Source organism: Guptibacillus hwajinpoensis (assembly GCF_020171785.1).
GTDB lineage: Bacteria > Bacillota > Bacilli > Bacillales > Guptibacillaceae > Guptibacillus > Guptibacillus sedimenti.
The window spans coordinates 14,724-27,246 of record NZ_JAIVAE010000010.1; the positions used below are offsets into that span (position 1 = coordinate 14,724).

At 40.7% G+C, this 12,523-nt stretch carries 16 protein-coding genes; 4 read left to right on the top strand and 12 right to left on the bottom strand.

The features are described 5' to 3' along the window. Nucleotides 1-11: 11 nt before the first annotated feature. The 8 genes from LCL91_RS15020 to LCL91_RS15055 all read right to left on the bottom strand — a co-directional run bounded on the left by LCL91_RS15020 (nucleotide 12) and on the right by LCL91_RS15055 (nucleotide 7,892). Nucleotides 12-1,625 carry an ABC transporter substrate-binding protein gene (locus LCL91_RS15020; RefSeq protein WP_224883533.1) on the bottom strand — a complete coding sequence of 538 codons (1,614 nt, stop codon included), beginning with the start codon at nucleotides 1,623-1,625 and terminating at the stop codon, nucleotides 12-14. 28 nt (nucleotides 1,626-1,653) lie between these two features. Further along, on the bottom strand, nucleotides 1,654-2,634 hold the full coding sequence (locus LCL91_RS15025; protein WP_224883535.1) for an ABC transporter ATP-binding protein: 981 nt from the start codon (nucleotides 2,632-2,634) through the stop codon (nucleotides 1,654-1,656). A 14-nt stretch (nucleotides 2,635-2,648) separates the two neighbouring features. Continuing rightward, complete coding sequence (locus LCL91_RS15030) at nucleotides 2,649-3,653, bottom strand: ABC transporter ATP-binding protein (protein WP_224883538.1); 1,005 nt, start codon at nucleotides 3,651-3,653, stop codon at nucleotides 2,649-2,651. Between the two features lie 188 nt (nucleotides 3,654-3,841). Beyond that, nucleotides 3,842-5,560, bottom strand: a complete 1,719-nt coding sequence (locus LCL91_RS15035) for an ABC transporter ATP-binding protein (protein WP_142329621.1) — start codon at nucleotides 5,558-5,560, stop codon at nucleotides 3,842-3,844. Between the two features lie 99 nt (nucleotides 5,561-5,659). After that, on the bottom strand, nucleotides 5,660-6,187 hold the full coding sequence (gene ntdP / locus LCL91_RS15040) for a nucleoside tri-diphosphate phosphatase (RefSeq protein WP_048313631.1): 528 nt from the start codon (nucleotides 6,185-6,187) through the stop codon (nucleotides 5,660-5,662). A gap of 207 nt (nucleotides 6,188-6,394) precedes the next feature. Continuing rightward, nucleotides 6,395-6,619 carry a hypothetical protein gene (locus LCL91_RS15045; protein WP_224883540.1) on the bottom strand — a complete coding sequence of 75 codons (225 nt, stop codon included), beginning with the start codon at nucleotides 6,617-6,619 and terminating at the stop codon, nucleotides 6,395-6,397. Nucleotides 6,620-6,786: 167 nt separating this feature from the next. After that, nucleotides 6,787-7,452, bottom strand: coding sequence for an SOS response-associated peptidase (locus LCL91_RS15050; RefSeq protein ID WP_224883542.1), 666 nt, complete (start codon nucleotides 7,450-7,452; stop codon nucleotides 6,787-6,789). Nucleotides 7,453-7,568: 116 nt separating this feature from the next. Continuing rightward, the gene (locus LCL91_RS15055; protein ID WP_160920684.1) at nucleotides 7,569-7,892 is read right to left on the bottom strand and encodes a gamma-type small acid-soluble spore protein; all 324 of its coding nucleotides are present in this window, start codon (nucleotides 7,890-7,892) and stop codon (nucleotides 7,569-7,571) included. A 155-nt stretch (nucleotides 7,893-8,047) separates the two neighbouring features. Between LCL91_RS15055 and LCL91_RS15060 the strand changes: the two genes are divergently transcribed. Beyond that, nucleotides 8,048-8,239 (top strand): hypothetical protein, encoded by a 192-nt coding sequence (locus LCL91_RS15060; protein ID WP_098446309.1) that lies wholly within the window; start codon nucleotides 8,048-8,050, stop codon nucleotides 8,237-8,239. 49 nt (nucleotides 8,240-8,288) lie between these two features. Here LCL91_RS15060 and LCL91_RS15065 read toward each other — a convergent pair whose 3' ends face one another. Together LCL91_RS15065 and mutY are read right to left on the bottom strand one after the other, a co-directional pair. Beyond that, nucleotides 8,289-9,050: an SDR family NAD(P)-dependent oxidoreductase gene (locus LCL91_RS15065; RefSeq protein WP_224883544.1), complete on the bottom strand. Its 762-nt coding sequence runs from the start codon at nucleotides 9,048-9,050 to the stop codon at nucleotides 8,289-8,291. Between the two features lie 2 nt (nucleotides 9,051-9,052). Then, nucleotides 9,053-10,144: an A/G-specific adenine glycosylase gene (gene mutY, locus LCL91_RS15070; protein ID WP_224883546.1), complete on the bottom strand. Its 1,092-nt coding sequence runs from the start codon at nucleotides 10,142-10,144 to the stop codon at nucleotides 9,053-9,055. A gap of 226 nt (nucleotides 10,145-10,370) precedes the next feature. Between mutY and LCL91_RS15075 the strand changes: the two genes are divergently transcribed. Further along, the gene (locus LCL91_RS15075; protein WP_098446305.1) at nucleotides 10,371-11,351 is read left to right on the top strand and encodes a metal-dependent hydrolase; all 981 of its coding nucleotides are present in this window, start codon (nucleotides 10,371-10,373) and stop codon (nucleotides 11,349-11,351) included. 67 nt (nucleotides 11,352-11,418) lie between these two features. Here LCL91_RS15075 and LCL91_RS15080 read toward each other — a convergent pair whose 3' ends face one another. Continuing rightward, the gene (locus LCL91_RS15080; protein WP_098446304.1) at nucleotides 11,419-11,688 is read right to left on the bottom strand and encodes a YfhJ family protein; all 270 of its coding nucleotides are present in this window, start codon (nucleotides 11,686-11,688) and stop codon (nucleotides 11,419-11,421) included. Nucleotides 11,689-11,816: 128 nt separating this feature from the next. On the opposite strand from LCL91_RS15080, the gene sspK reads away from it, so the two are divergent. Next, complete coding sequence (gene sspK / locus LCL91_RS15085) at nucleotides 11,817-11,972, top strand: small, acid-soluble spore protein K (protein WP_224883548.1); 156 nt, start codon at nucleotides 11,817-11,819, stop codon at nucleotides 11,970-11,972. A 25-nt stretch (nucleotides 11,973-11,997) separates the two neighbouring features. After that, entirely contained in the window at nucleotides 11,998-12,156 is a 159-nt protein-coding gene (locus LCL91_RS15090) for a YpzG family protein (RefSeq protein ID WP_224883550.1), read from the top strand. A 17-nt stretch (nucleotides 12,157-12,173) separates the two neighbouring features. Here the strand turns inward: LCL91_RS15090 and LCL91_RS15095 are convergent, their stop codons facing one another. Further along, nucleotides 12,174-12,494, bottom strand: coding sequence for a YfhH family protein (locus LCL91_RS15095; RefSeq protein WP_224883552.1), 321 nt, complete (start codon nucleotides 12,492-12,494; stop codon nucleotides 12,174-12,176). Between the last annotated feature and the right edge of the window lie 29 nt (nucleotides 12,495-12,523).

Genomic DNA, 12,523 nt, shown 5'->3' on the forward strand with positions numbered 1-12,523 from the left:
TTCCTTATTTCCTATTGAAGCGTTACTTTTGTTAGCTTGTCAGATCCAGTTGGATGCGGGGAGAAACCTTTGATTGTACTAGAGCCGCCAAGTGCTGGCTTGGAGTGTACAAGAGGAATCCACGGTGCATCTTCATGAATGATTTCTTGTGCTTCTGCATAAAGCTTATTACGCTCTTCTTCATCTGGTGTTGACTGTGCTTCGATTAGAAGATCATGAAGCTCCTGGTTTTCATAGTACGTATAGTTGTTGCTTCCAATGTTATCTTGATCAAGAAGGACGTATAGGAAGTTATCAGCGTCACCGTTATCGCCAGTCCATCCTAATAAGAAGCTATCCGCTTCACCATTACGAGCTTTTTCAAGATACGTTGCCCACTCGTAAGATTTGATTTCAGCATCTACGCCAATTTCAGCGAAACTTTTCTGAAGAACTTCTGCTACTTTTTGACCATCTGGCATGTACGGACGTGGAACAGGCATAGCCCAAAGCTCCATTTCAAATCCATCTTCGTAGCCTGCTTCTTTTAGAAGTTCCTTCGCTTTATCAAGATCATACTCATAAGGTTCGATCTCATCGTTATACCCACCGATTACTGGAGGCATCGGATTTTTCGCCGGCTCTGCTTGTCCTGCATAGAAAGAATCAATAAGCGCTTGCTTGTCTACTGCATGGTTTAGCGCTTGACGGACAAGCTTGTTGTTTAATGGCTCACGGTTTGATGTAAGACCAAGGTATCCAACGTTCATAGAAGGACGGAAGAACGTTTGAAGATCTCCATTGTCTTCTACCTGCTGAACATCAGAAGGGTTAAGACCATCCATCAAATCGATTTCTCCAGCCATTAAGGCATTTAGACGTGCTGAGTTATCAGGAATCGCTCTGAAAATAACACTATCAAGTTTTGGATAACCATCCATCCAGTACTCTTCGTTTTTATTTAGAACGATTTTGTCATTTCTGTTCCACTGATCAAATACAAACGGACCAGTACCTACAGGATTTTCACCAAACTTATCGCCCTGCTTTTCAAGTGCATCTGGACTAGCAATCGCAAATGGAGACATTGCGATATTTTTTAAGAATGGCGCCTGTGGACGCTTCAATTTAAATTCAACTGTGTAATCGTCTTTCGCCGTTACACTTTCAATAACGTGCCCTTCGTCACCTTTAAATCCACCAAACATGGATTTATAGTAATAGAACGCTTCTTCATTCCCATTCATCCAACGTTCGAAGTTGTAAACTACAGAGTCTGCATTAAAGTCAGTACCATCATGGAACTTCACGCCTTCACGAAGAGTGAACGTATATGTCTTGCCATCGTCAGAAACTTCCCACTCTGTCGCAAGGGCTTCTTGCACATCTGTGTTATCGTCACCGTAATCAAGAAGCGTATCAAAAATATTCTTTGTTACTTTAAATGATTCCCCGTCTGTTACAGATGCTGGATCAAGTGATACGGAGTCACCGCCACGGCCAAAGATCAACGTTCCACCGGCTTCTTCGCCTCCGTCTCCGGAGTCTCCCCCGCCGTTGCCACTCGATTCGTTCGATCCACCGCAACCGGCTAGACCAATCGAAAGTAGCAAAACAAAAAGTAATGAAAAAATGGTTTTCTTCATGTTCTTCCCCCTTAGTCATGTTTGTGATTTATACAAGGTCTTCTTCATACAGATGACACGCTGTATGGTGTCCAGGTTCTATCTCTCTGAATTCAGGGACAACGGAGCTGCACACGTCCATCGCCTTAGGACATCTTGTGTGAAAAGGACACCCTGATGGCGGGTTCGACGGGCTTGGCACATCTCCAGTAAGAATAATTCTGTCTTTCCCATAATCAGGATCTGGAACCGGCACTGCTGAAAGAAGAGCCTGTGTATACGGATGTTTTGAATCCAAATAAAGTTTTTCACTATCTGCCATTTCAACAATACGTCCAAGGTACATCACTCCGACGCGATCGCTAATATGACGAACAACTCCTAAATCATGAGCTATAAACAAATATGTTAGGCCAAGCTCCTTCTGAAGATCTTCTAAAAGATTTAATACTTGAGCTTGGATCGAAACATCAAGTGCTGAAACAGGTTCATCTGCAATAATTAACTTCGGATTAACTGCAAGTGCCCGTGCTATACCTATTCTTTGGCGCTGACCACCACTGAATTGATGAGGGTACCGCTTGGCATGGTAGGCACTTAGACCGACAATTTCAAGAAGTTCTCTTACCCTTTTTTTACGCTCTGCTTTATTACCTAGCTGATGAACAATAAGAGGTTCTTCGATAATTTTTTCAACTGTATGCCTCGGATTCAGCGATGCAAAAGGATCCTGAAATACCATTTGAATATCTTTTCTAAGGTGACGAAGATCCTTTTTGTTTAAGGTCGTCATTTCTTTCCCATCAAAAAGAACTTCACCTTCGCTTGGTTCAAGCAGTCTCATTAACATCCGTCCAGTTGTAGACTTTCCACATCCACTTTCTCCAACCAGTCCAAAAGTTTCTCCTTTATGTAATGTAAAGGTCACACCATCCACGGCTTTTACTGTTCCTACCTGCTGCTTAAGTACGCCTCCCTGAATGGGAAAATGTTTCTTGAGCTGTTTAACTTCAAGTAGTGCTTCTTGCAAAATAGGTGCCCCCTTTAGCTTTTCACTCTCTCTAATACAGCTGCTTTCTCGGCATCTTCATGAAGCCAGCATCTGGCCTGTTGTGCTGGTCCTGCCTCTAAAAGCATTGGATTTTCTTCATAACATTTATCAAAAGCGAAACTACAACGCGGTGCAAAGTGACATCCCTTATGGATAGAACCCGGTTTTGGAACATTTCCAGGTATTGAATACAGCCTGTCTTTTCGAACGCGAACGTCAGGTACTGATTCGATTAAACCAATCGTATAGGGATGCTTAGGGTGCTGAAATATATCCTGTGTTTTCCCTTGCTCTACGATTTTCCCAGAATACATGACAGCAATCCGATCACAAATCTCTGCCACTACACCAAGATCATGCGTAATCATAATGATTGAAGTGTTTGTTTCTTTATTCAACTTTTTCATCAACTCAAGAATCTGAGCTTGAATGGTCACATCGAGAGCAGTTGTTGGCTCATCCGCGATAAGAACTTCTGGTTCACATGCCATTGCCATTGCGATCATAACGCGCTGACGCATCCCACCAGATAATTGGTGAGGATATTCGTTCATTAGCTCTTCAGCTCTTGGTAATCCCACCAACTTAAGAATTGATACAGCATGCTCCCAGGCTTTTTTCTTGTTCCATTTCTTATGTATTCGAATTCCTTCGATCAGCTGATTTCCTATTCGGAAGACTGGATTCAGCGATGTCATCGGCTCCTGAAAAATCATGCCAATTTCATTCCCTCTGATCTTCCTCATCTCTTTCTCAGATTTAGCGATAAGATTCTCGCCTTTGTATGTAATTTCGCCACCGACTACCTTACCAGGGGCCTGAATGAGCTGCATAATAGATAATGAGGTAACACTTTTCCCGGATCCGGACTCCCCTACAATCCCAAGCACCTCTCCTTTATTGACATAAAAATCAACAGAATCGACTGCCGGAATTTCTCCATCATCTGTAAAAAAGTGAGTTTCTAACCCGCTAACTTTTAATACTGGTTGTTCCACACCCTCACCCCTTTCTATTAATTCTGAATTTTTTAATTTAACTAAAATCTGTTTATCATTATTACATTAATTTAACCAATTGGCAACGTATATTGAGGTAATTTTCTGTCTTTCTTTGTCGCTTTTACGCGATAATGTGCATAATTAAACAAAAAAAGCATCTAAAATAGATGCTTTTTGATGAATCATTATAAATTTTGCACTTGGAACAGATTATGGTATGACCCTTTTTGTTTCATCAGTTCTTGATGATTTCCGCTCTCAGAAATTTGTCCATTTTCAACAACAACAATTCGATCCGCATGCGTCACTGTTGCAAGACGGTGCGCTACGATGAATGTGGTTCGATCTTTTGCAAGTATTTCGAGCGCCTCCTGGATAAGATGTTCACTCTCAAGATCAAGAGCTGACGTCGCTTCATCCAAAATGAGGATAGGAGGATTTTTGAGAAAGACACGGGCGATGGCGATCCTTTGCTTTTGTCCTCCAGATAATTTCACACCACGTTCACCAACGGGCGTATCGTAACCTTCCGGAAGGCTGTTGATAAACTCATGCGCATTCGCTGCTTTTGCTGCACGTATGACATCTTCTTCAGAAGCATTCGGATTTCCCATCATAATATTCATTCGAACCGATTCACTAAACAAGATATTATCCTGTAAAACCATTCCGATATTGTCACGAAGACTTCTTGCTTCGTAATCCCGAATATCCGTGCCATCGATAAGAATTCGCCCACCTGTTACCTCGTAGAAACGTGGAATCAAACTAACGAGAGACGATTTCCCACCTCCGCTCATACCAACGAGAGCAATGGTTTCCCCAGCCCTTACATCTAGATCAATTCCTTTTAGAACAGGAAGATCATTTTCATTGTATTTGAAATAAACATCTTCAAACTGTATATTTCCTCGAACATTACTCAACTTTCGAGCATCTTCTCTATCCACAATATCGTATTTCTCATCAACAAATTCGAAAACTCGATCCATTGAAGCAATGGATTGCGTTAGTGTGGTAGATGAGTTTACCAATCGTCTAAGTGGACTATATAGGCGATCCATATAAGTTACAAAGGCTACCATCTCACCAATTTGAAGTCCTCCCGAAATTACAAGGTACGCAGAGAAGGCAATAACAATAAGAGGCGCTACATCCGTAATTGTATTAACGACAGCGAACGTTTTGGCATTCCACCTTGTATGATCAAGGGCTCGTTCTAAGAAATTCGTATTTCTTTTGTTAAATTGATCTTGTTCATAATCTTCCAGGGCAAAACTTCTAATCACCGACATCCCTTGAACTCGTTCATGAAGGTGACCTTGAACTTCTGCAAGTGCTTGTGAGCGGTCCTTCGTTAAGTCCCGCAGTCGCTTATAGAAAAACTTAACTGAAAGTCCATACAGAGGAAGAAGAACAATTGCTGCAAGCGTAAGCCAGACATTCATAAACGATAATATGCCGATAATGATGACGATCGTAATGAGATCAAGCCAAACATTCATCATCCCAGTAATCACAAATGTTTTAGTCTGTTCCACGTCATTTATTACTCTTGAAATGATTTCGCCTGCTTTGTTATTAGAGTAGAACTTCAAACTTAATTGTTGAATATGAGAAAACAATTTATCTCTTATATCATAAAGAATCTTACTTCCAATCCATTGAGCGTAATACTGACGGAAGTATTCTACCGGTGGTCTGACAACCACGAATAGGAAGAAAGCTCCTCCCATCAACCAAAGAAGTTGCTCATATTTATCCCCAGCTGGCATTTCTGCATTGATAATATCATCAATGACATACTTTAAAATCAATGGCAGAAGAAGAGGAATTCCAAACTTTACTATTCCGATTCCAATTGTAATTCCAATTTGTTTTTTATATGGCCTGACGAAAGTCATATATCTTTTTATACTACCCAGATGGCATCATCCTTTAGCTATTCACGTGCTTTTTAATATCATGCAAAAACCTGTTGAAAAACATTCAACAGGTTTTTCTTACCTATATTGGAGAAACTGTTCGTACCACTGATCCACAAAACCTGGAGCAAATGGTCCTTTACGCTGATGAATCCAGTTCATCAGCTCTTTTACATTTTGTTGTATAATGCGGTCAATGGCTTCGGGATAATTCATCTCTTCGCGGTGTGCTTCATACTCATCTTCATCAAGAAGTTTAAAGGTCATATCAGGGTAGATCTTAATATCAAGATCATAATCAATATATTTCAACGCCTCTTCGTCGTACGTAAATGGTGTACCTAAATTACAATAGTAATAAAGTCCATCCGTCCGAATCATTCCAATGACATTAAACCAGTGGTTCGCACTAAAATAGCAAATCGCAGGTTCACGCGTACGCCATTGTCTTCCATCAGCTTCTGTCACGAGAATGCGGTCGTTACCCCCAATGATTTCTTTTGAGGTACCTTTCAGTACGATGCTTTCTTCCCAAGTACGATGAAGTGTACCGCGATGTTTGTAACTTTGAATTTGAATTCTCGTCCCGGTCGTTGGGAAACTCATCTCCTTCTCCTTTCCTAAGAAATTCCGGAAAACGATGAATGCCTCTTACATATTGGCAGACTCACAGTATCCATTCTTTCTTACCGTTCAATACATGACTATCATCAAATTTCTTACATCTCATCTATATTCTTCTCCATTATAACGCTTAACAAAATAAAATTAAAATAAAAGCGCCACTCGAATTGAATGGCACCTGGATTGCTATTAATAAATTGGTGTATTTTCAAAGGTAGAGATGACATTCTCAATCAGTCGTTCAAACTCTTCTTCCAAATGCAACAACCGGTCTTTTTTTTCTACAATTATCGTTTTCATCGCTTCATCCGACCCACTTAACGTCTCCTCTAACTTTTGTATTTCTTCCCTGGTATGAATCATCTGATCGGCAAGCTTGAGCTGTTGTTGAATAAGCTCATCAAACTCGGTCATCTAACCTTCTCCTTTCAAACTAAACGTGTTAACTCACATATACGAAACATCTTCAGCAAACAAATTCCATATGTGAGATGAAATACCTTTGGAAAGTTCTGTAGAGAAGTAGGAGGTTTTGTCAAAAACAAAAATCTTGAGCTCTTCCCCCTGTAACGGAAAACAGATTAAATAGGTATGATACATTCATGCTTTTCATTTTTAGGTGAATTGACAATTGTGGAAACTTCGTAAGCATTCATCTCAGAAGATGCAAAAGGCTTCATGCACTGTTTTAATTCGGCTACATCATTCACAGAAGAATCAAGCCAAATTTTTTCCGTTACCTTTGTTAAAATGACAGGCATTCGATTATGTATTTCTTCCATTAGAACATTTGCTTCAGTCGTCAAAATGGTACATGTATAGTGTGTTCGCTTACCATCATCCCATTTTTCCCATAATCCAGCCATTGCAAACGGCTCACCTTTTCTTACTTGAATTCGCATAGGTACTTTCCTATTTTCTGTTTGTTTCCATTCATAGAAGCCATCGGATAAGATCAGGCATCTCTGCTTTTTAAGTGCGTGCTTAAAACTTGCCTTTTGATCTGCCGTTTCACTCCTTGCATTGATCAATTTGGATGCCATCGAAGCATCCTTTGCCCAAAAAGGGATTAACCCCCACCTTAATGTTCCCATTCGATTGCAATGCCCTGCTCGAATAACGGCTGGAATTTGTTGAGATGGCGCGATGTTATACCTTGGCTCGTAGCCTTCCATAGTTGTCTGTTCAATTTGAAACCGTTCTAGTAGAACGTCTAGTTCTGTTGTTAAGGAAAAGCGTCCACACATATGAAGCCTCCTTCCTTCTAGTAAGTGTTTCGATGTTTTCGTTAAAATCCCTACCGATTTTAACTATTTGAAAGAAAAACAGGGCTGACTAAGTCAGCCCTGCATGGGAAGTTCTCTTATTGTTGCTGCTGGTTGTTCTTCGCAGATGCTTGCTGCTTATTTTGAGCAGACTTTGCGTTACGAGCTTTCACTTGCTGAGCATCCGTTTCGCTTGCAAATTCAGCACCGTATTGTTGCTGACCTGCTTGTCCTGCAGATGCTTGCTGCTTGTTTTGAGCAGACTTCGCATTGCGAGCTTTCACTTCTTGAGCATCTGTTTCACTTGCAAATTCAGCACCGTATTGTTGCTGACCTGCTTGTCCTGCAGAAGCTTGTTGATTCTGCTGTTTTACGTGTTGAATACTTGTACCAGCTTGAGTTTGTCCTGGTTTCTTTGCCATGGCTTATCACCTCCCACAAACAATAGAATATCCAGATCAGACATTCTTATGTATGCTATTACAAAAAATAAAAAATCCTTTCTTGGCTTCTCAAAACTTCCCTTCATACTACATACATTTCTGTAGCAAAATATAATGGAAAAGGAGGATCTTAAATGGATCATCGAGATATGACTGAGCTATCCATGATGGCAAAAAAGGATTGGGCTGACCAGGAGCTTTCCTTTTTTCACCACAGTTTGCAGCAAATTGCACCTTATTTAAACAGTGAGGGCCTGGCAATTCATAGAGAAATCATGAAAGAAATTGAACAACGTGGTGGATTGTCTGCGTTTATGCCTGATTAAAATGATATACAAAAGCCCTCCGGATACTCACGGAGGGCTTTTGACATCTTTAAAAATTAGACTTTGATTGGCCACCATCTACTGTGATGGTAGCACCGACGATCCAGGAGGCTTTGTCAGAAGCTAGAAAAATGACGGCATTTGCTACTTCCTCAGGTGTACCAAATCTCCCACCTGGAATTTCTTTTTCCACAAACTGAGCAATTTTTTCTGGATTTTCTTCCATGCGCTTTTGCCAATTTCCTGAAGGGTGAAGAATCGCCCCTGGTGCTACGCCATTTACCCGCACACCATCTTGAATTAATTCATCACCCATTGCTTTTGTAAAGCTAATCATGGCTGCTTTTGAGTTATTGTAAGTTGGCTTGCCGCCAGATTCCCGACCAAAGATCGAAGAAATATTGACAATCACTCCTTCACCCAGCTCCTTCATTTTTTCTGCTGATAGTTGACTGAGGTGAACCGCTGAATAGAAATTCAGATCCATCGCCTTATGAAATTCAGAGAGATTTGTTTCCATAATCGCCCCTCCATTGCTTCCTCCAGCATTATTAATGAGGATATCAATAGAACCAAATTCCATTATAAATGAATCCAATAGCTGTACACGTTTTCTTTCATCTGTTACATCCGCTTCGAATAAAGCAAGGTTCGGGCCAATTTCATCTTTCGCCATCTCAAGATCCTCGCGATTCCTTCCACAAATACCTACCTTTGCACCTTCTTCATAAAATGCCTTCGCAATCGATTTGCCAATGCCTTTTGAACCACCTGTAATTAAAACGCGTTTATTTTCTAAATTCAACTCCACAATTATTCCTCTCCTTCTAGAACCATTTGTGTGATTTTTTGATGAGCAACGGGAAAAGCGAAATTCTTCAAATTCTTTTTCTCTACCATTTTAAAGTTCTTAGGAGAAATTTCACCATCATACGTTCCTTTATACACGGTTAATTGCCATTTTAGATGACTAAAAATATGATTAAAAGTAGCTAACTCCTTCTCAATTTCAACATCGATTTGGTATTCTTCCCATATATGATTACGAAGCTGATCCTCTTTTGATCCTTCACTCAGTTCAACGTTTGGAAATTCCCATAAGCTTGCTAGAAGGCCTGTTTCCGGTCGCTGCCTAACAAGAAATTTACCTGAATTATCTTCAAGTGCTACTACCGCTATTGGGACAGGGCGTGGAGCTTTTTTCTTTGATTTAATCGGCAGCTCTTCTTGTGATCCTTCCTCAAAAGCTCTACAATGCTCCTGTACCGGACATAAGAGACAAGAAGGAGATCTTGGGGTACATACAATTGCCCCTAGCTCCATCATTCCTTGATTAAATGATGATGGGTCCTCATTTGAGATAATTCGTCGTGTTATTTCTTCGAACGTCTTACGAGCTGAAGGTTTTGCGATATCCTCCCATATTCCAATAATTCTTGATAGAACACGCATGACGTTTCCATCAACTGCAGGTTCCGGTATATCGTAAGCAATACTTAGAATTGCACCCGCTGTATAAGGACCTACACCCTTCAATTCAGAAATTTGCTTCGGTTCATTGGGTACGATTCCGTTATACGACTCTGCCACTTCGCGAACAGCACTCTGGAGATTTCGTGCTCTTGAATAATATCCAAGCCCTTCCCATGCCTTTAATACGTCTGCTTCTTCAGCTTCTGCAAGTGCATAAACTGTAGGAAAAAGGCTCATAAACCGCTCGTAATAAGGGATGACCGTATCGACCCTTGTTTGTTGTAGCATGATTTCAGACACCCACACCCGATAAGGGTCCTTACTTTCACGCCATGGAAGCGTTCGCTGTTCTTTTTTAAACCAAGTAATAAGATCTTGTTGGAATTTTTGTTCGTCAAATAAATGTAAAAGGTCTGTCACTTTCTTTGTCATGCATCAACTCTCCGATATGATATAGTAAATGGTAATAAAGAATGATTAATATTCACTTTTAACTTCCTCCACCTTCATCTATCACATATAATAACTCATCATACCTTATCATTCACCTTTTAACTTTTCACATTTGTTTTAATTGGGTATAACTAAAGAGAGAACGCTAAACTTCATGCGATATTGGCAATTTAATCGATTTGCTTCACAAGGAGGATCTTACCCTATGGATACTGGGACACATGTGGTCATGGGACTGGGGATTGGAGCTCTCGCAACTTTAGATCCAGCTATTGCGCAGGACCCTATTACCGCACAAAGCGTTCTAATTGGGGCGCTAATCGGATCGCAGGCCCCCGACTTTGATACAGTATTAAAATTAAAAAATAACGCTGTCTATATACGCCATCATAGAGGAATTACGCACTCGATTCCTGCCGTCCTTCTCTGGCCCATTATTATTAGTAGTGGTATCATGCTTTTTTATCCTGAAACAAACTGGCTGCATCTCTGGTTATGGACATTTCTTGCCGTCTTCATTCATGTGTTTGTCGATATTTTCAATGCTTATGGAACACAGGCCATTCGACCATTTTCCAATAGATGGGTTGCACTTGGCGTCATAAATATCTTTGACCCATTTATTTTCCTCAGCCATATTGCTGGTCTGATTCTGTGGTACATTGGTGCAAATCCTGGTTTTACCTTTTTAACGATATACGGCGTTCTCATTCTCTATTATCTATGGCGGATTTCAGAACAGAAAAAAGTGATTCGTGCTGTTAGAGAACGAATTCCTGATGCCGTGGAAGTCATTGTGTCTCCTACTATTCGTTGGAGTAGATGGCACATTGCAGTTAAATCCGAAACACAGTTCTATGTCGCCCGTGCGGAAGGAACGACCATACACGTTCAAGATGAATTTGAACGAGTGCCCGTTCCGAAAACGCCTGTACTCGAATCTGCAAAAGAAGACCCGAACTTGAGTGCTTTCCTCTCTTTTTCACCCGTATATCGCTGGGAAATTGAAGAAAAAGAAGTGGGATACGAGGTGCGATTTATCGATCTTCGCTATCGCAATAAAGGTCACTATCCTTTTGTTGCCGTTGTACAGATGGAAGATCAGCTTGAAATCACTAGCTCCTATACAGGTTGGGTATACAGTGAAGACACGCTTAGAAAAAAATTGGATCCTGCTGTCGACTGATCTGCTAAGTGACTCGTTGAAGGATTATATAAGAAACCGGCTGGACAATTGTCCAGCCGGTTTCTATTTAGTGCTTTATGCTTCTATCGTCTCCAAAATAACCTTTGTATTTTGGATTACTCATCATAAAGTCATGAAGAACTGGACCATAATAATCAATCCACTGTTTCACGATTTTTTCAGTTACATCTTGACCTTTATACTCTCTTCCAGCCTTCGCTCTTGATGATTCAAAGTCCTCCCACAGTAATTCCACCATTGTTCTTGCCTGTCCGTAAGAAAGATGGTCGTTTTTCTCAAGAAGGTTATGAGTAAGCCTTTGAAATAGATCTTCCATGAGGCATGCTCCTTTCATGTTGTACTTTCAATGTAGAAATTAATAAATCACACATAACATAACGTTCCGATTCGCATACTAAATGTGTGCCTGCTTCACAACACGATATTGGAAAGGGGCGCACAAAAATGAGAAACAAAAAAACCGGTTTTCCAGATGCGAAGTTTTCTGGAGAACCACGCGCAAAAGAAGAATATGCTTCGAAACGAGCTGACGGAACGATTAACACTCATCCACAGGAGCGTATGAGCGCATCTAATCGTACGGGCAACCGTCAGGGATAACTTTCTCATATAGGAGGCAGCAGCTATGGGTAAAAATAACCGAAATCAGCTTCATCCGAAATATGAGGATCCATTCCAATCTCCAACTGCAAATCCTAAACACGCGCACAATCAGGTAAATGGACAATCAAAGCAAACGTATAACGATATCGTTCTTCAAGTGCAAACGCGAAAACGATCTTAGAAATGAAGAGAGCAGCATTACTGCTGCTCTTTTTTAATGAGCATCGAGATAGGAAATGCTTCTATTTCCTTATTCCCCTCACGATATCCCCAGGCAAACGTACCGTTCATATAGTCGATTGTAAATGTTGAACCTGGGTCGCCATCTATTTCATACTTCTCACCTGGAGCAAAGTTCTCAGGGTTTATTAAATAGGATTTTGCAAGAGCTATTCTGCGTTCATGAACAGCATATTCATTCACCATTCCCATTTGTTCCGCTCGACGTGCTTTTTCACCAAGAAGTGCTATTTCACTTCGTAATTCCTGCTCACTCATTTCACTAAAACGCTTTTCCATCCTTAACCTCCACTACTCTATTCTTCTCC

What these genes read in the sequence shown, in the direction of transcription:
- LCL91_RS15020 (WP_224883533.1), bottom strand. Translation starts at nt 1,625, where the DNA reads ATGAAGAAAACCATTTTTTCATTACTTTTTGTTTTGCTACTTTCGATT.
- LCL91_RS15095 (WP_224883552.1), bottom strand. Translation starts at nt 12,494, where the DNA reads ATGGAAAAGCGTTTTAGTGAAATGAGTGAGCAGGAATTACGAAGTGAA.
- LCL91_RS15045 (WP_224883540.1), bottom strand. Translation starts at nt 6,619, where the DNA reads ATGACCGAGTTTGATGAGCTTATTCAACAACAGCTCAAGCTTGCCGAT.
- LCL91_RS15055 (WP_160920684.1), bottom strand. Translation starts at nt 7,892, where the DNA reads ATGGCAAAGAAACCAGGACAAACTCAAGCTGGTACAAGTATTCAACAC.
- sspK (WP_224883548.1), top strand. Translation starts at nt 11,817, where the DNA reads ATGAGAAACAAAAAAACCGGTTTTCCAGATGCGAAGTTTTCTGGAGAA.
- LCL91_RS15035 (WP_142329621.1), bottom strand. Translation starts at nt 5,560, where the DNA reads ATGACTTTCGTCAGGCCATATAAAAAACAAATTGGAATTACAATTGGA.
- LCL91_RS15090 (WP_224883550.1), top strand. Translation starts at nt 11,998, where the DNA reads ATGGGTAAAAATAACCGAAATCAGCTTCATCCGAAATATGAGGATCCA.
- ntdP (WP_048313631.1), bottom strand. Translation starts at nt 6,187, where the DNA reads ATGAGTTTCCCAACGACCGGGACGAGAATTCAAATTCAAAGTTACAAA.
- LCL91_RS15060 (WP_098446309.1), top strand. Translation starts at nt 8,048, where the DNA reads ATGGATCATCGAGATATGACTGAGCTATCCATGATGGCAAAAAAGGAT.
- LCL91_RS15050 (WP_224883542.1), bottom strand. Translation starts at nt 7,452, where the DNA reads ATGTGTGGACGCTTTTCCTTAACAACAGAACTAGACGTTCTACTAGAA.
- mutY (WP_224883546.1), bottom strand. Translation starts at nt 10,144, where the DNA reads ATGACAAAGAAAGTGACAGACCTTTTACATTTATTTGACGAACAAAAA.
- LCL91_RS15080 (WP_098446304.1), bottom strand. Translation starts at nt 11,688, where the DNA reads ATGGAAGATCTATTTCAAAGGCTTACTCATAACCTTCTTGAGAAAAAC.
- LCL91_RS15075 (WP_098446305.1), top strand. Translation starts at nt 10,371, where the DNA reads ATGGATACTGGGACACATGTGGTCATGGGACTGGGGATTGGAGCTCTC.